We start from the raw sequence: 22,830 nt of genomic DNA on the forward strand, positions 1-22,830 counted from the left end.
ACCCGCTCGATACACTCGCTCGTATGTCTGGCCAGTCGCTGCTCGTACCAGGCGAGCTCACTCCCGTCCGTTCCGTTCCCGGAAACATCCGCCGGCCCGAGTACGTGGGCAAGCCCGCGCCCACTCCGTACACCGGACCGGAGGTGCAGACGCCCGAGACCATCGAGGCCATGCGCATCGCCGGCCGGATCGCCGCCCAGGCGATGGAAGAGGCCGCCAAGCTGATCGCACCGGGGGTGACCACCGACGAGCTGGACCGGGTCGCCCACGCGTACATGTGCGATCACGGTGCCTACCCCTCGACGCTGGGCTACCGCGGTTTCCCGAAGTCCCTGTGTTCCTCGCTCAACGAGGTCATCTGCCACGGGATCCCCGACTCGACCGTCCTGCGGGACGGCGACATCGTCAACCTCGACGTGACCGCGTACATCGGCGGGGTGCACGGCGACAACAACGCCACGTACCTGTGCGGGGACGTGGACGAGGAGTCGCGGCTGCTCGTGGAGCGCACCCGCGAAGCCCTGAACCGGGCTATCAAGGCCGTCCGGCCGGGCCGGCAGATCAACATCATCGGCCGGGTCATCGAGTCGTACGCGAAGCGCTTCGGGTACGGCGTCGTCCGGGACTTCACCGGTCACGGGATCAACTCGTCCTTCCACTCCGGCCTGATCGTCCCGCACTACGACAGCCCGCACGCCACCACCGTCATCGAGCCCGGGATGACCTTCACCATCGAGCCGATGCTGACCCTGGGCACCCACGAGTACGACATGTGGGAGGACGGCTGGACGGTGGTCACGAAGGATCGCAAGCGGACCGCGCAGTTCGAGCACACACTGGTGGTCACGGACACCGGAGCGGAGATCCTGACGCTCCCCTGATCCCAGGAATGTCACCTCGCGGAGGTTTTTACCGACAAGGCGTCGGGAACACATTGACTTAGGTAAACCTAAGTAGGAGGATCGGGTGTGGCGGCACGGCCGCCACACCCGGCTCCCCTTTTCTTCCGATCTCTCGGAGGTCCGCCTTGGACGCCTTCTCCACCGTCATCCGTGTCGCCTCCCACGAACAGCACACCGAGGCAGAGACCTCGACGTTCATGAGCGACCTGCTCGGCGGCCGGCTCGGGGTGGACGCCTACACGCGCTACACCGAGCAGCTGTGGTTCGTGTACAAGGCCCTGGAGGACGCTGCCGAGGCCCTCCGGGACGACGCGGTGGCCGGGCCGTTCATACAGCCCGAGCTGATGCGCCTCGCGGAGATCGAGCGGGACCTGGCCCACCTGCGGGGTCCCGAATGGCGCGAGACCCTGGTCGCGCTGCCCGCCACCGAGGCCTACGCGGCCCGCGTGGCCGAGTGCGCCGCCTCCTGGCCGGGCGGGTACGTGGCCCACCACTACACCCGCTACCTGGGCGACCTCTCCGGTGGCCAGATCATCCGCGACAAGGCGGAGCGGACCTGGGGCTTCGAGCGCAAGGGCGACGGCGTCCGCTTCTACGTCTTCGCGGACATCTCCAACCCGGCCGCCTTCAAGCGGACCTACCGCGAACTGCTGGACACGATCGCCGCGGACGACCTGGAGAAGCAGCGCATCATCGACGAGTGCAAGCGCGCCTTCGACTTCAACGGCGCGGTCTTCCGCGAGCTGGGCGAGCAGTTCCCCCTGAGCGCGTGACGCCTGCGGCGGGCTGAACGGGGAAGGGGGGTGGGCCCGATGGGCCCCCCTTCCGGGCTGCGCCCCCGGGGCACGGCGGCCTCCGGCGCGGGGGCTGCGCCCTGGGCTCCTGGGGCTCCGCCCCAGACCCCGCGCCTCAAACTCCCCCAGCTACCGCTGGGAGGTGCCCCCGGGCGAGGCTGGATTTGCCTCCGGCTGTGGCGAAGCGGACGCGGCCGCCGATTTCTACGGTGCCGTCCGGGCCCGGGGCCGTGAGGATCTGGGAGCCGGCGCCCTGGGTGATGTTCAGGGCGCGGTTCAGCTCGGCCGTCAGAACGATCGCCGCCGAGCCGGTCGCCTCGTCCTCGACGATCGCCCCACCGGGGCAAGCCCCGGCTCCACAGGAGCGGCTGTCGCCGCACGAATGCCTGCGCGGGAAGCCGCGGGCCCGGATCCGGCCCGCGGCCTCGTCCTCCCAGGCCCACGCGTACAGCCAGCCCTCGCCGGGCGGCGGGCTGGGCAGCGCCTCGACCGCGGCGGCATCGGCGTACTGCTCGGTGCGCTTGCCCTCGACCCACTCGGGGCGGGCGGTGATCCAGGTGAACTCCCCATCGTCGCGCGCCCACACGGCTCCCGCCCGGGGCTGGAGCTCCTCGATGTCGAGCAGCCACGCGACTCCGACCAACGGGTGCCCTGCGAAGGACATCCGGGTGCCGGGGGTGCGGATGTCGACGATCCCGCGCTCGGGATCGTCGACGAACACCGTCTCGCTGTAACCGAGTTCGGAGGCCAGCGCCTGCCGCGACGTGTCGTCGGGGCAGGACCGGCCGTCGCGTACGACGCCCAGCACATTGCCGTGGCTGCCGTCACCCGCGCAGAAGACCCTCAGGACGTCGAGATCGTTCACGCGGGCATTGAAGCACGGGTCAGTTCTGGGCCGTGCGGCGCCTGCGCGCGACGAAGACCGCGCCCGCGCCCGCGGCGATGATGGCGGCGGAGGAACCGAGCAGCGCGCCGGCCGGGATCTCGGCGCCGGTGGCGGCGAGGCCGCCGCCGACGGTGCCGCCGCCTCCGGTGGTGCCGGTGGTGCCGGTGCCGCCCGTGGTGCCGGTGCCGCCGGTGCCCGCCGGGGGCAGGACGGCGTCCTTGTCCACGGAGACCGTCAGGTTGACGTCGTCCGCCCGGGTGCCTACCGGGTACATCGAGCCGGTGGTGGAGTTGGCGAAGGCCGCGGAGCCCTCGGCCGTGAGCGCGGTGCGCACCGCGCTCAGGGTGAGCACGCCGCCCTTCGTCGTGTAGTCGGCCTTCGAGAGGTCGAGCGTGGCGAAGGGGATGTTCGCCTTGACCCCGGCGGCCGTCTTCACGTCCAGGACCAGGGTGCCCTTGGCGCCCTCGGTGGTGATGCGGACGTTGCCGAAGGTCATGTCGATGCCGTGGGCCGCGTACTGGAAGCGCAGGTTGCCCGCGAAGGTGGCGCTCAGCTTCTGCGCCTTGGTGTCGAGGGTGCCCTTGCCGCCGCCGAAGGCGAAGCTGTCGCCGTTCGCGACCGCGCCGTCGGTGGGGGTGACGGTGCCGCCCGCGCTCTGCACGTACGTGCGGAAGGACTCCTTGATGCCCCAGGCCAGCTTGCCGCTGAGGATCTGCTGCGGGCCGCCGGTGGCCGGGGGGCTGGTGGAGGCGGAGGGCGAGGGGGAGGCCGGCTTCGACGGGGAGGGGGACGCCGATGCCGATGCCGACGGGGACGCGCTCTGGGAGGGCGAGGGGGAAGCCGACGCGGAGGCGGTGGGGGTGGCCGAGGCGGACGGGGACGGGCTGTGGGAGGGCGGCGGCGGGAACTCCAGTACGGCCGTCAGCGGGTCGCCCGCCTTGTCCTTGTAGCTGTCCGAGCCGAGGAGCTTCGCGGCGTCCGCGGTCAGGGTGGTGGCCAGGTCGGCCATGGACGGCCCGGTGAAGGCGACCTTCGCGAAGGGGACGTCCTTCGTGAGCACGCCGTCCCGGGTGACGTCGATGAGCAGCAGCTTCTTGCCGGTGTCGATGCGCAGGTTCGCGAGCTTCACCTCGAAGCGGTGCGCGGCCGACTTGAAGGTGACGCTGCCCTTGAAGGCGGCGGTCACGAGGTGGCTCCCCGGGTCGTACTGGCCGGTGGCCGAGCCGAAGGTGAAGCCCTTGTCCGTCTTCTTCGCGCCGTCCGCGACGGTGATCTCGCCCTGGGCGATGGTCGTGACGTACGTGCGGTAGCTCGCCAGGACACCCCAGTCGAGGGTGCCGCCGACGACCGGGATCGTCGCGGGGGCGCCCTGCGCCGCGGGGGCGGCCGGCGCATTGCCGGCTGCCGTGGCCGGCAGGACGAACGCGGTGGCGGCTATCGCGGCGGCGGTGGCCACGGCGGCTGCGAGGGCGATGGGACGGCGGGTGGATGACATGGCGGGGTCTCCTGAACAGGGGTGGAGGAGGCGGAAGGGGTGCGGCGCGGTGGCCCTCGAGGGCAGGGCGAAGCCGAGCCCTGGCGGTACGGGTCCGGCGGGGCTTGCGGTACGGGGCTTGCGGTACGGGCGGTTCGGCTTCGGGCGCGGGTCAGCCGCGCGGAGCGGCTCCGTCGGTCCCTGAAGAGTCGGAGGAGTTGGGGGAGTCTGAGGAGTCGGGGGTCGTGGTCCCGACGCCTGGACTCGGCGTCGGCGTCGACCCCTTGCGGCGGTTGCGCAGGAGCAGGAAGGTTGCTCCGCCCGCGAGGACGAGGGCGGCTACCGCGAGGGCGGCGTACAGGCCGGTGTTCGAGGATTCCTTCGCGGCTGCCGCCGCCGGAGCCGGGGCCGGCGGGGTTGCGGGGGTGGCCGTCGAGCCGAGGTTCGGGAGGGCCGGGAGCTTCGCGGTGGCGTCGAGGGCGACGGCGAGGGAGACCGGGTCCATCTCGGTGCCCGCCTTGTACATGGAGTTGAAGGCCGCGGCTCCGCCCTCGGTCAGGGTGGCCGGGGCTTCGGTGAGGGTGGCGAGGCCACCTTCGGCCTTGAGGGCCTTGGCGTCGAACTCCACGAGCGGGACGGCGGTCTTGGTGTCCGTGCCGGTGGTGACGTCGGCGGACAGCACGCCCTTGCCGTTCTCCACCTTGGCCGTGATCTTCGCGAGCTTCAGGTCGAGGTGGGCCCCGGTGAAGTGCACGGAGCCGGCGAAGGCGGCGTCGAGGGTGCCCTTCGCGCCGTCGTACGCGCCCTTGCCCTGCGGGAAGCGGAACAGTGCGCCGCCGTCCTGCGCGCCGTCGGCCAGCTCCCACTTGCCCTGGCCGATGGAGCCGGAGACGTACTCGCGGAAGGTGCGCCGCACCCCCCAGTCCACGGCGGCGTCGGTGAACACCCCGGCGGCCTGCGGGGATTGCGAGGCGGCCGGGGTGCTCGGCGAGGGCGCCGGCGAGGCGGACTGCTCGGCCGCGGGAGCCGCGGGAGCCGCGGCCTTGACGTCCACGGAGAGCGAGACCGGGTCGAGCTGGGCGCCGGCCGCGTAGTAGCCGGCGAAGGCCTTGGCGCCCTGATCGGTGAGGGTGGCCGGGATGTTGGCGAGGGCGACCGGGCTGCCGCCGCCCATCATGTTCACCCCGCCCAGGCTCAGCTTGGCGAAGGGGACTTGGGAGGCGGTGGTGACCGCTCCGCCCTCCTTGGCCTTGCTGGAGACGTCCACGTAGAGGGTGCCGCTGCCGCCGCTGATCTTGACGGTGGGCCGGCTGACGCTCATGTCCAGTTCGTACGCGCCGTCCGGCTTCTGGTGGCCCTGGAAGGTGACGCCGCCGCTGAAGGAGGCTTGCAGGGAGCCGCTGTCCGGGTCGTAGGAGCCGTTCGCGGAGTGGAAGCGGAACAGGCTGCCGCCGGCGGTGGCGGCTCCGTTCCTCAGCTTGAACCCTCCCTTGGCCACCGGCCCGGTGACATAGCTCTGGAAGGAGGATTTAATGCCCCAGTCAAGTCGGCCGCCCTCCACGGTGCGGTCCGCCGCCTGGGCGGCGGTCGCCGGAAGCAGGACGGCTCCCAGCAGGGCCGCCAGGGTCGCCAGCAGGGCGACGGCGGAAGCACGGGCGGGTCTTGCGGACATGAATGTCCCCTCCAGGGTCTAGCAGACGAGGTTAGGCTAACCTAAGCTACGTCCGGTCAGGTGGGAAACCCCCCGGCACCCGGAACTTGAACTTCGAACCGGGACTCGTCTCCAGCCACTCCCGCTCCCAGTCGGACGATCAGGACGGTGCCTTCGTGCCTACGCCCGCCGCGTCAACCCGCATGTCCCGCTTCGCCGTCGCCCTGACCTCCGTGGTCCTGGCACTCGGCGTGAGCGCCTGCGGAGGTACGGCCACCCCCTCCCCCGCCACCGGAGCGGGCGCCCCGGCCGTCCCGGACCGGGTGGACCCGCTCGCCCCGGCACCCGTACCCGTCCTTCCGGCGACCGTGGCCTCGGCGGACGGCGCCCGGGTGACCGTCACCTCGGCGGACCGGGTGGTGCCGCTGACGGGCGGCCTCAACGAGATCGTCTACACCCTCGGACTCGGCCCCAAGGTCGTCGCCAAGGACATCACCGCCACCTTCGAACAGGCGGCGGAGCTCCCGGTGGTGACGCGGGGCCACGACGTCTCCGCCGAGAGCGTGCTGTCGCTGCGTCCGACCCTGGTGCTGGCCGAGACCACGACCGGCCCCGCCGAGGCGATCCAGCAGATCCGGGACGCGGGCATCCCCCTCCTGGTGGTGGCCCCGGCCAAGTCCCTGGAGGACGTGGCGAAGCGCACCGACACGGTGGCCGCCGCGCTGGGCGTCAAGGAGGCCGGCGTGCAGCTGAACCAGCGCACCGCCGACCGCATCGCCGCCGCCCGCAAGGCCCTGCCCGCCTCGGGCAAGAAGCCGCGCGTGGCCTTCCTCTACCTGCGCGGCACGGCCTCCGTGTACCTGATGGGCGGCTCCGACTCCGGCGCCGGTTCCCTGCTGGAGGCGGCCGGCGCGCTGGACACGGGCCCGGAGTCGGGGCTCGGCAAGGACTTCACCCCGATCACCAGCGAGGCTCTGGCGGCGGCCGCGCCCGACGCCATCCTCGTCATGTCCAAGGGCCTGGAGTCCGTCGGCGGCGTGGACGGACTGGTCAAGATCCCGGGCGTGGCCCAGACCCCGGCCGGAATGGACCGGCGGGTGATCACCGTCGACGACGGGGTGCTGCTCAACTACGGCCCGCGCACCGACCAGGTCCTGACCTCCCTCATCACCCAGCTCTACGGCAAGGCCTCCTGACGTGTCCCTCTCCTACGAAGCCCCCGAAGCCCCCGGGCCGCCGCCCGGAGCGGACCCCCTTCCCGCTCCCGAGCCGGCGGCGTCCCGGGCCGCCCCCACCGCCGCCGGCGCACCGCCCCGGCGGCGGTGGGGTTCCGCCTGGCTCACCGGCGCCCTGGCCGCGGTCCTCGTGCTGCTCGCGCTGGTCTCCGCCGGGGTGGGTGCCTACGAGATCCCGCTCGGGGAGGTGATCGGGTCGGTGCAGCACCGCCTCGGGCTCGGGGGTGCCGCCCTCGACCGGGTCGGGGAGAGCGTGCTGTGGAACGTACGGCTGCCGCGCGTGGTGCTGGCCCTGCTCGTCGGGGCCAGCCTCGGCTGCGCCGGGGCGCTGATGCAGGGGGTGTTCGGCAATCCCCTGGCCGAGCCGGGGGTCATCGGGATCTCGGCGGGTGCGGCCGTCGGCGCGGTCGCCGCGATCGGGCTGGGCCTGACCTTCTTCGGCAACTGGACCGTCACCGCCTGCGCGTTCGTCGCGGGGCTGATCACCGTCGGCGCCGTCTACCTGCTCTCCCGCAACGGCGGCCGGACCGAGGTCGTCACCCTCATCCTGACCGGCATCGCCGTCAACGCCTTCGCGGGCGCCCTGATCGGCCTGTTCATCTTCTTCGCGGACAGCGGCCAGGTGAACCAGATCACCTTCTGGCAGCTCGGCTCCCTCGCCCAGGCCACCTGGCCCAAGGTGCTCGCCGTCCTGCCCTGCGCGCTGGTCGGCCTGGCCATCGCCCCCTGGTACTCCCGCAAGCTGGACCTGCTGTCCCTCGGCGAGCGCCCGGCCCGCCACCTCGGCGTCGACGTGGAGCGGCTGCGGCTCGCGCTGATCCTGCTCGTCGCGCTGCTCACCGCGGCGGCCGTCGCGGTGGCCGGGATCATCAGCTTCGTCGGGCTGCTCGTGCCGCACCTGCTGCGCATGGCCAACGGGCCGGGCCACCGGTTCCTGGTGCCCGGCAGCGCGCTCGCCGGAGCCGTGGTGCTGGTCGCCGGGGACCTGGCCGCCCGGACCCTCGCCCAGCCCGCCGAGCTGCCTCTCGGAGTCCTGACCGCCCTGCTCGGCAGCCCGTTCTTCTTCTGGCTGCTGCGCCGCACCCGCCGCAAGCAAGGAGGCTGGGCATGAGCGTCCGGCTGCGTCCCGGCCTCGCCGCACTCCGCCTTCGCGGGAACAAGCGCACCCTCCCCGCCCGGCCGGCCCCCGGTGCGCCGCTCGCCGAGGTCACGGACCTGCGCGTACGGCTCGGTGGGCGCGAGGTGCTCGCCGGGATCGGGCTGACCGTGCGGGCCGGGGAGGTGCTGGCCCTGGTCGGGCCGAACGGCGCGGGCAAGTCCACCCTGCTGGCGGCCCTGTCCGCGGACCTGCCGGCCGCCTCCGGGGAGGTGCGGATCGACGGGCGCCCGGTGGGCGACTGGCCGGCCCCCGAGCTGGCCCTGCGCCGGGCGGTGCTCCCCCAAACAGCCGCACTGGCCTTCCCTTTTCCGGTGGAGGACGTCGTACGGATGGGCCGCGCCCCCTGGGCGGGCACCGACGCGGCCGACTCCGACGAGGAGGCGGTGGCCTCCGCCATGGCCGCCACCGAGGTGACGGGCTTCGCCGCCCGCCCGTTCTCGGCGCTCTCCGGCGGCGAGCGGGCCCGGGTCGCGCTGGCCCGCGTACTGGCCCAGCGGGCCCCGCTGCTGCTGCTCGACGAGCCGACGGCGGCGCTGGACCTTCGCCACCAGGAGCTGGTGCTGCGGATCTGCCGGGAGCGGGCGGCGGCCGGGGACGGGGTCGTGGTGGTCCTGCACGACCTGGGCCTGGCGGCGGCGTACGCGGACCGGGTCGCCGTGCTGCACGAGGGCCGGATCGCGGTGGACGGCCCGCCCGCGGAGGTGTTCGAGGACGGGCTGCTGAGCCGGGTCTACCGCCAGTCGGTGGAAGTCCTCCCGCACCCGCGGACCGGGGCGCCCTTGGTGGTCCCCGTACGGGACGCCGAGCCGGGGACACCGGGAGCCGCCCGTGCCGCCGTACGGAACGCTCACGGCGGCTTGACCTCGGCTTGACCCGGTCATGGGGGTGGCGTGGGGCGTCCGTAACAGCCCCGTGTCCGGCCCTCGCATGTGTGGGCTGAATCACTGGACGTACCGGTATGGGTCAGGTAAGCCTCGGTTAAGTTAGGTCCGCCTCACCGGCCGCCCCCACCCGATCGGGGCGGTCGTCTGCCGAACGCCAGACTGCCAGGAGTCCCCTATGCGCCCCGCCCGCCTCACCGTCGTCACCGCGGCAGCCGTCGTGGCCGCCCTCACCGCGGTCACCGGCTGCTCCGAGAAGAGCGACGCGTCCGGCGACGGCGTCATCAAGGTGGCGGCCTCCGACTCGGCCTGCGAGGTCTCCGCGAAGGAGTTCCCGGCGGGCAAGGTCACCATCGAGGTCGAGAACAAGGGCTCCAAGGTCACCGAGCTCTACGTCCTGTTCCCCGACGACCGCATCGTCACCGAGCGCGAGAACATCGGCCCCGGCACCAAGGCCACCATCACCGCCGAGCTCAAGGCGGGCGACTACGAGATCGCCTGCAAGCCCGGCATGAAGGGCGACGGCATCCGCCAGCAGGTCAAGGCCACCGGCACGGGCACCGTCGAGAAGCGCAGCCCCGAGGCCGACGCCGCGGTCGCCGCGTACCGCAAGTACGTGCAGGAGCAGGCAGACGAGACCATCCCCAAGGCGCAGGCCTTCGCGGACGCGGTCAAGGCCGGCGACGTCGAGGCCGCGAAGAAGGCGTACGCCCCCTCGCGCATCGGCTGGGAGCGCACCGAGCCGGTCGCCGAGTCCTTCGGTGACATCGACCCGAAGGTCGACGTCCGCGAGGACGGCCTGGAGCCGGGCCAGGAGTGGACCGGCTGGCACAAGCTGGAGAAGTCCCTCTTCGCCGAGAACAAGATCGACGACGCGGACAAGAAGCTCGCCGAGACCCTGATGGCCGACCTGGCCGTGTGGCAGAAGAAGGTCGGCCAGGCGGAGATCACCCCCACCTCGATGGCGAACGGCGCCAAGGAGCTCCTCGACGAGGTCGCCACCGGCAAGGTGACGGGCGAGGAAGAGCGCTACAGCCACACCGACCTGGTCGACTTCAAGGCCAACGTCGAGGGCGCGGAGAAGGCGTACGAGCTGCTCAAGCCGGTCACCTCGAAGACCGACCCCGCGCTCACCGCCGAGCTGGACAAGCAGTTCGCCGCGATGAACACCCTGCTGGAGAAGTACCGCCCGAACAAGGCCGCGTACGAGTTCACCTCGTACGACAAGGTCGGCGAGGCCGAGCGCAAGGAGCTCTCCGACGGCGTCAGCGCCCTGGGCGAGCCGCTCTCGAAGCTGGCCGCCGCGGTCGCGAAGTAACTCCGGAACAGCAGAGCAGGCAGGAGATCCTCACATGAGCGAGTCGGTGTCCGGGCAGGAGTCCGCACAGGACGACGCGCCCGAAGGCGCGTCGGAGCAGAGCAAGGGTGCGCCCTCGCGCCGGGCCGTCCTGGGCTGGGGCGGCGCGGGCCTCGCGCTCGGCGCGGCGGCGGCCGGCGGTACGGCCGCCGCCCTCACCTCGGGCCCCGACATGGTCTCGGCGGCCGCCGCCGGTGCGGCCGTGCCGTTCCACGGCGAGCACCAGGCCGGTATCGCCAGCGCGGTCCAGGACCGCCTGCACTTCGCGGCCTTCGACGTGAAGACGAAGGACCGCGCCGAGCTGGTCCAGCTCCTCAAGGACTGGACCGAGGCGGCCCGCCTGATGACGGCCGGTCAGCCGGTCGGCGAGGGCGGCTACGGCGGTCACCCCCAGTCCCCGCCGGACGACACGGGCGAGGCGCTGGGCCTCAAGGCCTCCCGCCTCACCCTGACCATCGGTTTCGGGCCGGGCCTGTTCGCCAAGGACCGCTTCGGCCTGGAGGGCAAGCGCCCCGAGGCCCTGATCGACCTGGAGCTGTTCCCCGGCGACAACCTCGACCCGGCCCGCTCCGGCGGCGACCTGTGCGTCCAGGCCTGCGCCGACGACCCGCAGGTCGCGGTGCACGCCATCCGCCAGCTTGCCCGCATCGGCTTCGGCAAGACGGCGGTGCGCTGGTCGCAGCTGGGCTTCGGCAAGACCTCCTCGACCACGCCCGAGGAGCAGACCCCGCGCAACATGATGGGCTTCAAGGACGGCACCCGGAACATCTCGGGCACCGACAAGGCCGCCCTGGACAAGCACGTGTGGGTCGGCGCCGGCGACGGCAGCGACTGGCTGACCGGCGGCTCCTACCTCGTGGCGCGCCGGATCCGGATGAACATCGAGATCTGGGACCGCACTCCCCTGGGCGAGCAGGAGGACATCTTCGGCCGCGACAAGGGCGAGGGTGCCCCCGTGGGCAAGTCCAAGGAGCGCGACGAGCCGTTCCTGAAGGCGATGAAGCCCGAGGCGCACGTCCGCCTCGCGCACCCGGACACCAACAACGGTGCGACGATCCTGCGCCGCGGCTACTCCTTCACCGACGGCACGGACGGACTGGGCCGCCTCGACGCGGGCCTGTTCTTCCTCGCCTACCAGCGCGACGTCCGCAAGGGGTTCGTCCCGATCCAGCGCCAGCTGGCGAAGGCCGACGTCCTCAACGAATACATCCAGCACGTGGGTTCGGCCGTCTTCGCCGTCCCGCCGGGCGTCCGTGACAAGGACGACTGGTGGGGCCGGACGCTGTTCGCGTAGGGGACGGGGAAAACCGAAGTGTTCAGCAACTATCTGATCGGACTGCGCGAGGGGCTGGAAGCCAGCCTCGTCGTCTGCATCCTTATCGCGTACCTGGTGAAGACCGGGAACAAGGACAAGCTGGGGCCGCTGTGGCTGGGCGTCGGCCTGGCCGCCGCCCTGTCCCTGGCCTTCGGCGCGGGCCTCGAATTCGGCACGCAGGAACTGACCTTCAAGGCGCAGGAGGCCATCGGCGGCACCCTGTCGATCGTCGCGGTCGGCCTGGTCACCTGGATGGTCTTCTGGATGAAGCGCACCGCGCGGCACCTGAAGGCCGAGCTCCAGGGCAAGCTCGACGCGGCGCTCGCGATGGGCACCGGCGCCCTGGTGGCAACGGCGTTCCTGGCCGTCGGCCGGGAGGGCCTGGAGACCTCGCTGTTCGTGTGGCGCTCGGTGCACGCGGCCGGTGACGGCGCGGGCCCGCTGATCGGCGTGCTGCTCGGCATCGGGTCCTCGATCGCCCTGGGCTGGCTGTTCTACCGGGGCGCGCTGAAGATCAACCTGTCGAAGTTCTTCACGTGGACCGGCGGCATGCTGGTCGTGGTCGCCGCGGGCGTGCTCGCGTACGGGATCCACGACCTCCAGGAGGCCGACTTCCTGCCGGGTCTGACCAACAAGGCCTTCGACATCAGCTCGACGATCCCGCCGGACAGCTGGTACGGGACCCTGCTGAAGGGCACCTTCAACTTCCAGCCGGACCCGACCGTGCTCCAGGTCGTCGTGTGGGCCCTGTACCTGGTGCCGGTGCTCGCCCTGTTCCTGGCCCCGTCGCAGGCCAAGCGCAGCAAGCCGGAGCCGACGCCCCAGTCCGCGGCGCAGGGGCCGGAGCCGAGCGGCTCCTGACTCACCACAGCCTGTCGATCGTCCCCGGGTAGAGGGGGACGCGGATGCCGGTGAAGGCCGCGCGGACCTGGTCCGCGCGGCCTTCACCGTCCGCGGAGTCGGCCGGGAACGCCCCGAGCACCGTCTTGTCGAGGCCCGGGGCGTCCGTGGCGAGAGGCTCTGCCGGGGTGCCGCCGACCAGGACCGTGCCGGGCAGCACCTCGAAGCCGGCCGCCTCGTAGAACGGGACCAGCTCCCGGTCGCAGCTGAACAGCGCCAGGTCCACCGCCGGATCGGCGGCGAGCCCGGCGCGGGCCGCCGCCACCAGCCGGCTCCCGTACCCGCGCCCCCGTACGTCGGCCCGGGTGACCACGCCGCTCAGCCCGGCCGCGCCGTACGTACGCCCGTCCGCGAGCCGGACCGGCTTGTGGAGGAGCGCCAGGCAGGCGGCGACCCGTCCGCCGGCGTCCAGGAGCAGGACCGCGCGCGGGGCGAGCGCCGGGTCGTGCCCGGGGGACGACCCGGGCCACGCCTGCGCCTCCAGACCCGCCACCTGCTCGGCGAGCCCGGAGGGCAGGACGTCGTACGTCTCGATCCGCACTACGGGATCAGTGCCCCCGCGCCGCCCACCCGGACCCGGGGGTCCCCGGAGCGGAGCTCCACCGTCAGGACGCCGGGGCGGCCCATGTCCTCGCCCTGGTGGAGGGTCAGGACGGCGTCGGCCGGGACCAGGCCGACCTCGCGGGCGTACGCGCCGAAGGCGGCCGCGGCCGCGCCGGTCGCCGGGTCCTCGACGACGCCGCCGACCGGGAAGGGGTTGCGTACGTGGAACTCCAACGGGCCCGCCCGGTACACGAGCTGCGCGGTGACCATGTCGAGGCGCCGCAACAGCGCCTCCAGCCGGGCGAAGTCGTAGTCGAGGTCCGCGAGCCGGGCCCGGGTGGCGGCGCCGAGCACCAGGTGGCGGGCGCCGGCGTAGGCGATCCGCGGCGGGAACGCCGGATCCAGGTCGGCGGCCGGCCAGTCCAGCGCGGCCAGGGCCTCGGCGAGGTCGGCCGGGTCCAGGTCCTCGGTGTGCGGTGCGACGCTGGTCAGGGTGGCGCGCAGACCGCCGCCCTCCCGGGTCACCGACACGGGCACGGTGCCCGCCCGGGTCGCGAACAGCAGCTCGCCGGGGCCGACCCGCTCGCCGAGCGCGACGGCGGTGGCCACGGTGGCGTGCCCGCAGAACGGGACCTCCACCTTCGGGCTGAAATAGCGCACGGAGAAGGCCCTCCCCGGCTCACCGCCGAGGCCCTCGGGCGGGGCGGTGAGGAAGGCCGTCTCGCTGTAGCCCGCCTCGGCGGCGACCTCCAGCATGGCGGCGTCGTCCAGACCGCTCGCGTCGAGCACGACTCCGGCCGGGTTTCCGCCCTGCGGATCGTCGGAGAAGGCGGTGTAGCGCAGTACTTCGATCGTCATGATCACCTCAACCCCGGCCTCCGGGCGGGCATTCCCCCGGGGCCGCACAAGATCAGCCGGGCCGTCGTACAGGATCAGCCGCGCTGTCGTACAGGATCAGCCGGGCCGTCCTACAGGATCAGCCGCGCCGTCGTACAGGATCAGCCGCGCCCGATGTACGGCATCGCGGTCGCCATCACCGTCGCGAACTGCACGTTGGCACCCAGCGGGAGCTCCGCCATGTGCAGCACCGTGCGCGCCACGTCGGCCGCGTCCATGACGGGCTCCACCGCGAGCTGACCGTTGGCCTGCATGATCCCGGTCTGCATCCGCTCGGTCATCTCGGTGGCCGCGTTGCCGATGTCGATCTGCCCGCACGCGATCCCGTACGGGCGTCCGTCCAGCGACAGAGACTTCGTCAGGCCGGTCATGGCGTGCTTGGTCGCGGTGTACGCGATCGAGTTCGGCCGGGGCACGTGCGCGGAGATGGAGCCGTTGTTGATGATGCGGCCGCCCTGCGGGTCCTGGGCCTTCATCACCCGGAAGGCCGCCTGCGCGCAGAGGAAGGAGCCGGTGAGGTTGACGTCGACCACCGAGCGCCAGGCCTCGTAGGAGATGTCCTCCAGCGGGACTCCGGCCGGGCCGAAGGTGCCCGCGTTGTTGAAGAGCAGGTCGACCCGCCCGTAGCGTTCCCGCACGGTCTCGAACAGCGCGGCGACGTCGTCCGGATCGCTCACGTCGGCCCGGACGCAGAGCACGTCGGCGCCGGCGTCGGCCGCCCGCGCGGCCCCGGCGGTCTCCTCCAGCGGCTCGGCCCGGCGGCCCGCCACGGCCACCGACCATCCGGCGGCGGCCAGGGTCAGGGCCACGGAGCGGCCGATTCCCGAGCCGGCTCCGGTCACTACGGCGGTCTTCTTCACGCGTGCGCTCATGGGGCCGCAGGCTACGTCACACGGGACATCCGCCCCGGGACGTTCCGATTGCTGAGAACATGAGGCGATCCGGGGGTGTGAAGACACGATAAGAAGACTGGAGTTCCGTATGCCGGAGCGAGGCCACGCGACAGCGCCCTCGAAGGATTCGTCACCCACGACTCCCTTCCCTCTCAGCACCCCTCCCCTGACGGCCGCCCGCCGGACGGGACTGCTCGTCACCTTCATCCTCGGCGGACTCAGCGCGCTCACCCCGCTGTCCATGGACATGTACCTGCCGGCGCTGCCGGTGGTGACCACGGACCTGAACAGCCCGGCCGCGACCATCCAGCTCACCCTCACCGCCTGCCTCGCCGGCATGGCCCTGGGCCAGCTGGTGATCGGCCCGATGAGCGACAAGTGGGGCCGTCGGCGCCCCCTGCTCGCCGGCCTGGTCGTCTACGTCCTCGCCACCGCCATCTGCGCCTTCGCCCCGACCGTCGAGCTGCTGATCGCCTTCCGGCTGCTCCAGGGCCTGTCCGGCGCAGCCGCGATCGTGATCGCGCGGGCCGTCGTGCGCGATCTGTACGACGGGGACGAGATGGCCCGGTTCTTCTCCACCCTGATGCTCATATCCGGCGTGGCGCCGATCATCGCCCCTCTCATCGGCGGCCAGGTGATGCGCTTCGCCGACTGGCGGGGGGTGTTCGGCGTCCTCACCCTCGTGGGAGCCCTCCTGACCCTCCTGGTCTGGCGCAAGCTCGGCGAGACGCTGCCGCCCGAGCGGCGCCAGACCGGCGGCGTCGGCGCCGCGCTGCGGACCATGCGCGGGCTGCTCGCCGACCGGGTCTTCGCCGGCTACACGCTGGCCGGCGGCTTCGCCTTCGCGACGCTGTTCGCGTACATCTCCGCCTCGCCGTTCGTCGTGCAGGAGATCTACGGTGCTTCGCCCCAGACCTTCAGCCTGCTGTTCGGCCTCAACTCCCTCGGCCTGATCACCATGGGCCAGATCAACGGCAAGCTGCTGGTCGGCCGGGTCCGCCTGGACAAGGTGCTGGGGTACGGACTCGCGGTCGTCATGACGGCCTCGGCCGCCCTGCTCCTCATGACCGCGGGGGTCTTCGGCGAGGTCGGGCTCTTCCCGATCTGCGCCGGACTGTTCGTCCTGATGTCCGCGATGGGCCTGGTGCTGCCGAACACCAACGCGCAGGCCCTGATGCGCGCCCCGCACGCGGCCGGCTCGGCCTCCGCCCTGCTCGGCACCTCCTCCTTCCTGGTCGGAGCCGTGGCCTCCCCCCTGGTCGGCATCGCGGGCGAGGACACGGCGGTACCGATGGCCGTGGTCCAGGCGACCTGCGCCCTGATGGCGGTCCTCTGCTTCGTCGTCCTGTGCCGCCCCTGGCGGACCAGCCCCGCGACGGCGACGGCGACAGTGACAGTGACGGCGCGCTGATCGTCCGGGCCGGGTCCGGGCTGCGGCCCCGGCCCGGCCCCGGCCCGGCCCCGGCCCCCGTAAACTTGGCGGGTGAACGACACCGCCACCACCACCGCCGAAACCCTGCGCAGCGCCCTCGCCGGACTGCTCGAAGGCCTCCCGCAGAAGCAGGCCACGGCCGCCGTGGAGCGGCTGATCGCCAACTACCGCGGCCAGATCCCCACCCATACCCCCGTCCTGCGCAACCGCTCCGACGTGGCCGCGTACGCGGCGTACCGGATGCCCGCCACCTTCGAGGCCGTACGGTCCGCCCTGGGCGGGCTCGCCGAGGCGGCCCCGGGCTGGTCCCCGGCCTCGCACGTGGACGTGGGCGGCGGCACCGGCGCGGCGGCCTGGGCGGCGGACGCCATCTGGGGCGGGCCCCGCGAGACGGCGGTACTGGACTGGGCGGACCCGGCCCTGGACCTCGGCAAGGAGCTGGCCGCGGCCTCCTCCTCCTCCACGCTGCGGGCCGCCGAGTGGCGGCGGACCGTCATCGGGGCCGGCCTGACGCTCCCCGCGGCGGACCTGGTGACGGTCTCGTACGTCCTGGGCGAACTGACCCCGGAGGCCCGCCGCGAGGTGGTCGCCGAGGCGGCGCGGACCGGTCAGGCGGTGGCGGTGATCGAGCCGGGCACGCCGGAGGGGTACCTGCGCATCCGCGAGGCCCGCGACCAGCTGATCGAGGCCGGGCTGCAGGTCGCGGCCCCGTGCCCGCACGACGGGACCTGCCCGATCGAGGTCGGCAAGGACTGGTGCCACTTCTCGGCCCGGGTCAGCCGGTCCTCCCTGCACCGGCAGGTCAAGGGCGGCTCCCTCTCCTACGAGGACGAGAAGTTCAGCTACGTGGCCGCCACCCGCTTCCCGGTGGAGCCGGCCGCCTCCCGGATCACGCGCAGGCCGCAGATCCGCAAGGGGCTGGTCCTGCTGGAGCTGTGCGGACCCGAGTCCGAGGGGCAGACCCACGTCAACGTGACCAAGCGCCACGGCGACCTGTACAAGGCCGCGCGGAACGCCGACTGGGGCCAGGAGTGGCCGCCGCCGCAGGGGGCCTGAACCTGCGAAGGCTTGAGCCCGCGAAGGCCTGAGCCCCCGAGGACCTGAACCCGCTGAAGCCTGGGCCCGCGGAGACCTGAGCCCCCGCGGGCCCGGGCCCGTCGGGACCGCGGCCGGCTAGGGCCTCAGCTCCTGCGTGCAGCACTTCACGCTGCCGCCGCCCTTGAGCAGCTCCCCCAGGTCCATCGGGACCGGCTCGAACCCCCGCGCCCGCAGGGGTGCGAGGAGTCCGGTCGCCTCCTGCGGGAGCAGCACGTGGCGGCCGTCCGAGACCGCGTTGAGCCCGAGGGCGACCGCGTCCTGGGCCCCGGCGATCAGCGCGTCCGGGAAGAGCCGGCGCAGGACCGCCCGGCTGCCCTCGGAGAAGGCGTCCGGGTAGTACATGATCTCGTCGCCGTCGAGCACGGACAGGGCCGTGTCCAGGTGGTAGTAGCGCGGGTCGACCAGGTCGAGACCGATGACCGGGCGGCCGAAGAACTCCTGGGCCTCGTCGTGCGAGAGCGGGCTGGAGCGGAAGCCCCGGCCGGCCAGGATGTAGGTGGCGGTGACGGCGAAATCACCCTCGCCCTCGTTGACGTGGGACGGCTCGTGCACGTCCTGGAAGCCGTGGCCGCGGAACCAGTCGAGGTGGATCTCCGCCTCGGCGGCCCGCTCGGGGTACGCGAACCGCGCGCCGAGCACCCGGCCGTCGACGACGAGGGCGCCGTTGGCCGCGAAGACCATGTCGGGCAGACCGCGGTCGGGGACGAGGGTCTCGACGGTGTGGCCGAGGGCCACGTAGCGGTCGCGGAGGTCCTCCCACTGGGTCATGGCCAGGGGCAGGTCCACCGGTTTCGTGGGGTCCATCCACGGGTTGATGGAGTACGTGACCTTGAAGTGCGCGGGTGGGCACATCAGGTAGCGCCGGGGTGTGGCGTCTCTGCGCAATGAAGGCTCCTCACGGTGATGAGAAGAGAATCGTCTCTCCTCGGCGGGGACGGCGCAGTGAACTGATTGGGTGGTTTCCCGAACGGCTGAAAGACGAGTGGTTCGAGGTTGATAAGTTGCCGAAATGAGCTCCAGTCCCCTCCCCGATCCCGGTACCGGCCCCTCCTCCGCCTCCCGGTCCCCGGACGCCACGCGCCGCAGCGACCGCTCGCGGCGGGCCATCCTGGACGCGGCGCTCGACCTGGTGGGGGAGGTCGGCTACAACAAGCTGACGATCGAGGCCATCGCCGCCCGCGCCGGAGTCGGCAAGCAGACCATCTACCGCTGGTGGCCGTCGAAGGCCGCGGTCCTGCTGGACGCCTCGGTCGCGCTCGCCGGGGACGCGCGGTCCGAGGGGGCGTGGACCGGCTTCCCCGACACCGGGGATCTGGCCGCCGACCTGAAGTACGTACTGCGGGCGACGGTGGACGAGTTCGCCGACGAGCGGTACGCGGCCCCCGCGCGCGCCCTGACGGCGGCCGGCGCCACCGACCCCGAGCTCGGGGCGCGCTTCACCGAGCAACTGCTGGAGCCCCAGCTCGCGCTGTACGAGGAGCGGTTGCGGTCGGCCCGCGAGGCCGGGCAGCTCCCGCCGGACACCGACCTGCGGCTGACCGTGGAGATGCTGCTCGGACCTCTGACCTACCGCTGGCTGCTGCGCACGGCGCCGCTCACGCACGCGTACGCGGATGCGCTGGTGGATGCGGTGCTGGGCGGGGCCGGGGCGGGGTGGGATAACTCATGACCCCCTGATGGCCGAGAACATATGGCCGATTTCTATGGTTATGTGGGAGTCCTGGCCGGGGGGTGCGGTCACCCGGCGCCCAGGATGGTGGGAACATGTGAGGGTCTGCCGGGGCAACGGTGTAGGTGAGGGGACAGATGGGGTCTGAGTCGGGCCGCGTCAAACGCGGCGAGCAGAGCAGGATTTCCCAGTGGCTGCGCCGCAAGCCGAAACCCGACGCCGCGGACCCCGCACGAGAACGCGAAGCCCTGCTGCTGGCCGTCGCCGCGGCGGGTCTGCCGATCTCGCCCGCCGCGCATCCCGCCGGCTACCGGTGCTCGTGCGACCGGATCGGCTGTCCGACGCCCGCACGACACCCCGTCTCCTTCGCCTGGCAGACGCAGTCCACGACGGACCGCGCACAGGTCGAACGCTGGGCGCGCAACCAGCCCGCGGCCAACTTCATCACCGCGACGGGCATGGTCCACGACGTCCTGGACGTCCCTCTGGAGGCCGGGCACAGCGCGCTGGAACGCCTGCTGGCCGCCGGCATCGAGGTCGGTCCGGTCGCGGAATCGGGCGGTACGGGCGACCAGGCCCGGATGCTCTTCTTCACCGCGACCCGGGGTACGCCCGAGGACGAGGACGAGTGGTGGCCCTGCGAACTGGACTGCCATCCCGAGACGATGGACGAACACCCCGGGCTGCGGTGGCACTGCCGGGGCAGCTACGTCCTGGTACCGCCGGCCGCACTGCCGGGTGACCTCTCGGTGGCCTGGCTCCGCGGCATGGAGCATCCGCTCGTCGATCCGCTGACCCTGCTGGAAACCCTCACGGACGCGTGCGCCACCTACGCCGGCACCTCCGACCAGACCCCCGCCACGGTCGCCTGGCCCCTGGGCCGCTAGGGCCTGTCGTCAAACTCCTGTCTGCCTCGCGACGTCTGGCACGCACTCTCGCCGCACCGGGCGAAAGCCCACGTACGTCCAGTACGCGGGCTTCCGCCCGGCACGCCGAGAGCACGCACCAGACGCCGCGAGGCCGCCCTTCGGGCGACGACAGGAGTTTGACGACAGGCCCTAGGCCGTCTCTTTCGAATCCTGCCGGGCCGGATCCCGCCGGGCCGGCGCTTCAGGACCGCTGCGAGTCCGCCGGCGCAGGGCGAGCGCCGTACCCGCTCCGCCCGCCGCCAGGATCAGCCCGGCCGCGCCCAGCGTCGTCCCGTCCGGCGCGGTCAGCGGCTGACCCCGCAGGGCCTGCCAGGTCAGCAGGGCCAGCACCGCCCCGTACACCGCGCCCGCGATCAGTACCAGGCGCAGCCGTACCCGCTCCTCGCGCAGTACGGGGAACCGCGCCGAGAGGACGACCAGGAGCAGGACGAGCAGCGGCAGCAGTTGGAGGGCGTGCATCCCCAGGAAGTGCGGGATGCGCAGGTCGCCGCCGGTGGTGGACCAGCCGGTGAGCGGCATGCCGGGGCCGCCATCGGGCACCCCCACGGCGTGTCCGCCCACGATCGGGGCCTCGTCGTCGCCGATCGCGCGCTGCGCGGCCGTCGGCTGGGTCATCAGGAAGCCGAGCCCGGCGCCGGCCAGCGCCAGGGCCGCGGCGATCCGGATCGACCAGGTGGTGGCCCGGTCGGCGATCCGGGCCCGGAACAGCAGGACGGCGATCACCAGCGCACCCAGCCACAGCATCACGATGGTCCCGGCCATGGCGTCGTACAGCCGTGCGTCGAAGGGGGTGGCGCGGTTGAAGTGGCTCTGCCGGCCGCGGAAGGCCTGCGCGGTGATGAGCACGATCTCCACACCGCTCGCCGTCGCCACCACCGTGCCCGCCCACCACGCGGGCCGCGCCAGCCGGGGCCGGGCCCGTTCCAGCAGGGCGAGCATCCAGGCCAGGCTCACGGCGTAGCCGGTGAGCGAGACGGCGAACTTGAAGGGTTTGGCCCAGATCGGGGCGCCCACCAGGGTCCGGTCGTCGACGAGCAGGCCGATGGCGGAACCGGCCGCCCATAAGGCCATCGAGGCGGCGAGCACCATCAGCGGACGGTGCCAAGCACGCGGGAACACGAGCGGCATCTCTCTAACCCCCGGAACATGAATGGATAGTGGCACTCGCCGCTATCCGGTAGTGCCACTATCTATGATGGGCAGGGCACACGCAAGGGACCGAGGGACGGACGGAAGCGAAGATGCGCATCGGAGAGCTGAGCGCGCGGACCGGGGTACCGGTACCGACGATCAAGTACTACCTACGGGAGGGCCTGCTCCCGGCCGGTCAGCTCAGCAGCCCCAACCAGGCGCGCTACGACGAGACGCACGGGCGCAGGCTGCGTCTGATCCGCGGCCTCCTGGAGGTGGGGAAGCTCCCCGTGGCGGCCATCGGGGAAGTGATCCGCGCCATCGACGACAAGGAGCGGTCGGTCCACGACCTGCTCGGCTCGGTGGCGGGCCTCCTGGTGCCCGGGCACGGCGGGGAGCCGGACGCCGAGACGGACCTGGCGCGGGCGAAGGTGGCCCGGATGATCGAGCGGCGCGGCTGGGAGGCGGACCCGGACTCCTCGGCCGGGGAGGCGCTGGCCGCCGCGCTGGCAGCGCTGGAGCGGGCCGGTCACGGCGGCTTCGCCGAGGTGCTCGACGCGTACGCGGAGGCTGCCGAGGTGGTGGCCCGTGCGGACCTCGCGTACGTGGGCCGTGAAGTGGCCCGGGAGGACCGGGTCGAATCGGCCGCCGTCGGCACGGTCCTGGGCGACACGATCTTCGCGGCACTGCGCAGGCTGGCCCAGGCGGACGCCTCCTCCCGCGCCTACGGGACCCAGCAGGCGCAGTGACCGCGTCCACCCGGGCCGGCGAACCGCCCCGGGTGACGACGGATCAGTGGATCTGGGTGACGACCACGTCGAGGGACCACGACGTGCCCGGCTTCGCCGGCGCTTCGGCCTCCACCGTGAAGCCCAGGTCCCGCAGGGCCGTCACCAGCTCCGCCGGAGACGCGGGAACCGCACCCGCCGACAGGAGGTCGCGGACCAGGCGGCCCTTGGTTGCCTTGTTGAAGTGGCTCACCACCGACCGCTTCTCCACCCCGTCCACCTTCTGCGAGTGCAGGACCCGGACCGTGGCCGTACGGCCCGCCACCTCTCCCTTCGGCTTCCACGCGGAGGCGTACGCCGAGGACCGCAGGTCCAGGACCAGGCCCTCCCCCGCCGCCTGCGGCATCACCGAGGCCATCGGTTCGCGCCAGAACGCGCCCAGCGCCCCCAGCCCCGGCAGCTTCACGCCCACCGAGCAGCGGTAGGAGGGGATGCGGTCCGCGACCCCGACCGCACCCCACAGGCCCGAGAAGACCAGCAGGGAGTCTGCGGCCAGGGACGCCGCCGCGGGCGGGAGGGTCGAGAGGCCGAGAGCGTCGTACAGGACGCCCGTGTAGATCTCCCCGGCCGGGCGGGCGACCGCCGTCAGCAGCTCCGCGTTCTTGGCGACCTCACCGCGCAGGCCCTCGCTCAGGCCGAGCACCTCGCGGGCCTTCAGCTCGTCGCCCACGCACAGCTCGACCAGCTCCTGCAGCACCGCCGCCCGGGCCTCGGCCAGCCCCGGCAGCGAGAGCGTCTGCGGCTTCAGCGGTGCGCCGGAGCCGCCGGCGGCCTTTCCTTCGGACGGCGGCAGCAGCACGAGCACGGTGGTTCTCCTTCGACGGGCACGGCACAGCGGCGGGGGTGCGGCCCCCGACCAGGGTAGACGGCTCGCCGTGCCGCCCGGGCCCACCGGC

General features: G+C 72.6%; 22 protein-coding genes. 13 read left to right on the plus strand and 9 right to left on the minus strand.

Features of this window, described 5'->3' with window-relative positions:
* Positions 1–23 precede the first annotated feature (23 nt).
* Together map and AC3IYI_RS11720 are read left to right on the plus strand one after the other, a co-directional pair.
* Positions 24–881 (plus strand): type I methionyl aminopeptidase, encoded by an 858-nt coding sequence (gene map / locus AC3IYI_RS11715; protein ID WP_489410118.1) that lies wholly within the window; start codon positions 24–26, stop codon positions 879–881.
* Between the two features lie 146 nt (positions 882–1,027).
* Positions 1,028–1,675 carry a biliverdin-producing heme oxygenase gene (locus tag AC3IYI_RS11720; protein ID WP_489410119.1) on the plus strand — a complete coding sequence of 216 codons (648 nt, stop codon included), beginning with the start codon at positions 1,028–1,030 and terminating at the stop codon, positions 1,673–1,675.
* Between the two features lie 136 nt (positions 1,676–1,811).
* Here AC3IYI_RS11720 and AC3IYI_RS11725 read toward each other — a convergent pair whose 3' ends face one another.
* From AC3IYI_RS11725 to AC3IYI_RS11735, 3 genes are all read right to left on the minus strand, one after another.
* Complete coding sequence (locus AC3IYI_RS11725) at positions 1,812–2,561, minus strand: PhzF family phenazine biosynthesis protein (RefSeq protein WP_489410120.1); 750 nt, start codon at positions 2,559–2,561, stop codon at positions 1,812–1,814.
* 19 nt (positions 2,562–2,580) lie between these two features.
* Entirely contained in the window at positions 2,581–4,077 is a 1,497-nt protein-coding gene (locus AC3IYI_RS11730; RefSeq protein WP_489410121.1) for an HtaA domain-containing protein, read from the minus strand.
* A 151-nt stretch (positions 4,078–4,228) separates the two neighbouring features.
* Positions 4,229–5,728 (minus strand): HtaA domain-containing protein, encoded by a 1,500-nt coding sequence (locus AC3IYI_RS11735; protein WP_489410122.1) that lies wholly within the window; start codon positions 5,726–5,728, stop codon positions 4,229–4,231.
* 155 nt (positions 5,729–5,883) lie between these two features.
* On the opposite strand from AC3IYI_RS11735, the gene AC3IYI_RS11740 reads away from it, so the two are divergent.
* The 6 genes from AC3IYI_RS11740 to efeU all read left to right on the plus strand — a co-directional run bounded on the left by AC3IYI_RS11740 (position 5,884) and on the right by efeU (position 12,515).
* The gene (locus tag AC3IYI_RS11740; RefSeq protein ID WP_489410123.1) at positions 5,884–6,903 is read left to right on the plus strand and encodes a heme/hemin ABC transporter substrate-binding protein; all 1,020 of its coding nucleotides are present in this window, start codon (positions 5,884–5,886) and stop codon (positions 6,901–6,903) included.
* A 1-nt stretch (position 6,904) separates the two neighbouring features.
* Positions 6,905–8,053 (plus strand): FecCD family ABC transporter permease, encoded by a 1,149-nt coding sequence (locus AC3IYI_RS11745; RefSeq protein WP_489410124.1) that lies wholly within the window; start codon positions 6,905–6,907, stop codon positions 8,051–8,053.
* On the plus strand, positions 8,050–8,973 hold the full coding sequence (locus AC3IYI_RS11750; protein ID WP_489410125.1) for a heme ABC transporter ATP-binding protein: 924 nt from the start codon (positions 8,050–8,052) through the stop codon (positions 8,971–8,973). The genes AC3IYI_RS11745 and AC3IYI_RS11750 overlap by 4 nt, the downstream gene beginning before the upstream one ends.
* Positions 8,974–9,160: 187 nt before the next feature.
* On the plus strand, positions 9,161–10,300 hold the full coding sequence (gene efeO / locus AC3IYI_RS11755) for an iron uptake system protein EfeO (RefSeq protein WP_489410126.1): 1,140 nt from the start codon (positions 9,161–9,163) through the stop codon (positions 10,298–10,300).
* 34 nt (positions 10,301–10,334) lie between these two features.
* Positions 10,335–11,633, plus strand: coding sequence for an iron uptake transporter deferrochelatase/peroxidase subunit (efeB, locus tag AC3IYI_RS11760; RefSeq protein WP_489410127.1), 1,299 nt, complete (start codon positions 10,335–10,337; stop codon positions 11,631–11,633).
* A gap of 18 nt (positions 11,634–11,651) precedes the next feature.
* Complete coding sequence (efeU, locus tag AC3IYI_RS11765; RefSeq protein ID WP_489410128.1) at positions 11,652–12,515, plus strand: iron uptake transporter permease EfeU; 864 nt, start codon at positions 11,652–11,654, stop codon at positions 12,513–12,515.
* Position 12,516: 1 nt separating this feature from the next.
* On the opposite strand, the gene AC3IYI_RS11770 is transcribed toward efeU, so the two are convergent.
* The 3 genes from AC3IYI_RS11770 to AC3IYI_RS11780 form a co-directional block, all read right to left on the minus strand.
* Complete coding sequence (locus tag AC3IYI_RS11770) at positions 12,517–13,095, minus strand: GNAT family N-acetyltransferase (protein WP_489410129.1); 579 nt, start codon at positions 13,093–13,095, stop codon at positions 12,517–12,519.
* Positions 13,095–13,955: a PhzF family phenazine biosynthesis protein gene (locus tag AC3IYI_RS11775; protein WP_489410130.1), complete on the minus strand. Its 861-nt coding sequence runs from the start codon at positions 13,953–13,955 to the stop codon at positions 13,095–13,097. The genes AC3IYI_RS11770 and AC3IYI_RS11775 overlap by 1 nt, the downstream gene beginning before the upstream one ends.
* A 140-nt stretch (positions 13,956–14,095) precedes the next feature.
* Entirely contained in the window at positions 14,096–14,866 is a 771-nt protein-coding gene (locus AC3IYI_RS11780; protein WP_489410131.1) for an SDR family oxidoreductase, read from the minus strand.
* A 109-nt stretch (positions 14,867–14,975) separates the two neighbouring features.
* Here AC3IYI_RS11780 and AC3IYI_RS11785 point away from each other — a divergent pair, with 109 nt between their 5' ends.
* Positions 14,976–16,298, plus strand: a complete 1,323-nt coding sequence (locus tag AC3IYI_RS11785) for a Bcr/CflA family multidrug efflux MFS transporter (RefSeq protein ID WP_489410132.1) — start codon at positions 14,976–14,978, stop codon at positions 16,296–16,298.
* 72 nt (positions 16,299–16,370) lie between these two features.
* Positions 16,371–17,375: a small ribosomal subunit Rsm22 family protein gene (locus tag AC3IYI_RS11790; RefSeq protein ID WP_489410133.1), complete on the plus strand. Its 1,005-nt coding sequence runs from the start codon at positions 16,371–16,373 to the stop codon at positions 17,373–17,375.
* Positions 17,376–17,492: 117 nt separating this feature from the next.
* Here the strand turns inward: AC3IYI_RS11790 and ddaH are convergent, their stop codons facing one another.
* Positions 17,493–18,302, minus strand: a complete 810-nt coding sequence (ddaH, locus tag AC3IYI_RS11795; protein WP_489410134.1) for a dimethylargininase — start codon at positions 18,300–18,302, stop codon at positions 17,493–17,495.
* Positions 18,303–18,426: 124 nt separating this feature from the next.
* On the opposite strand from ddaH, the gene AC3IYI_RS11800 reads away from it, so the two are divergent.
* Complete coding sequence (locus AC3IYI_RS11800; protein ID WP_489410135.1) at positions 18,427–19,086, plus strand: TetR/AcrR family transcriptional regulator; 660 nt, start codon at positions 18,427–18,429, stop codon at positions 19,084–19,086.
* A 137-nt stretch (positions 19,087–19,223) separates the two neighbouring features.
* Entirely contained in the window at positions 19,224–19,973 is a 750-nt protein-coding gene (locus AC3IYI_RS11805) for a bifunctional DNA primase/polymerase (RefSeq protein ID WP_489410136.1), read from the plus strand.
* Between the two features lie 171 nt (positions 19,974–20,144).
* On the opposite strand, the gene AC3IYI_RS11810 is transcribed toward AC3IYI_RS11805, so the two are convergent.
* On the minus strand, positions 20,145–21,104 hold the full coding sequence (locus tag AC3IYI_RS11810; protein WP_489410137.1) for a hypothetical protein: 960 nt from the start codon (positions 21,102–21,104) through the stop codon (positions 20,145–20,147).
* 152 nt (positions 21,105–21,256) lie between these two features.
* Here AC3IYI_RS11810 and AC3IYI_RS11815 point away from each other — a divergent pair, with 152 nt between their 5' ends.
* Complete coding sequence (locus AC3IYI_RS11815) at positions 21,257–21,895, plus strand: MerR family transcriptional regulator (protein ID WP_489410138.1); 639 nt, start codon at positions 21,257–21,259, stop codon at positions 21,893–21,895.
* Positions 21,896–21,938: 43 nt separating this feature from the next.
* Here AC3IYI_RS11815 and yaaA read toward each other — a convergent pair whose 3' ends face one another.
* Positions 21,939–22,739, minus strand: coding sequence for a peroxide stress protein YaaA (gene yaaA, locus AC3IYI_RS11820; protein ID WP_489410139.1), 801 nt, complete (start codon positions 22,737–22,739; stop codon positions 21,939–21,941).
* Between the last annotated feature and the right edge of the window lie 91 nt (positions 22,740–22,830).

Source organism: Streptomyces sp. GL_148 (assembly GCF_057834205.1).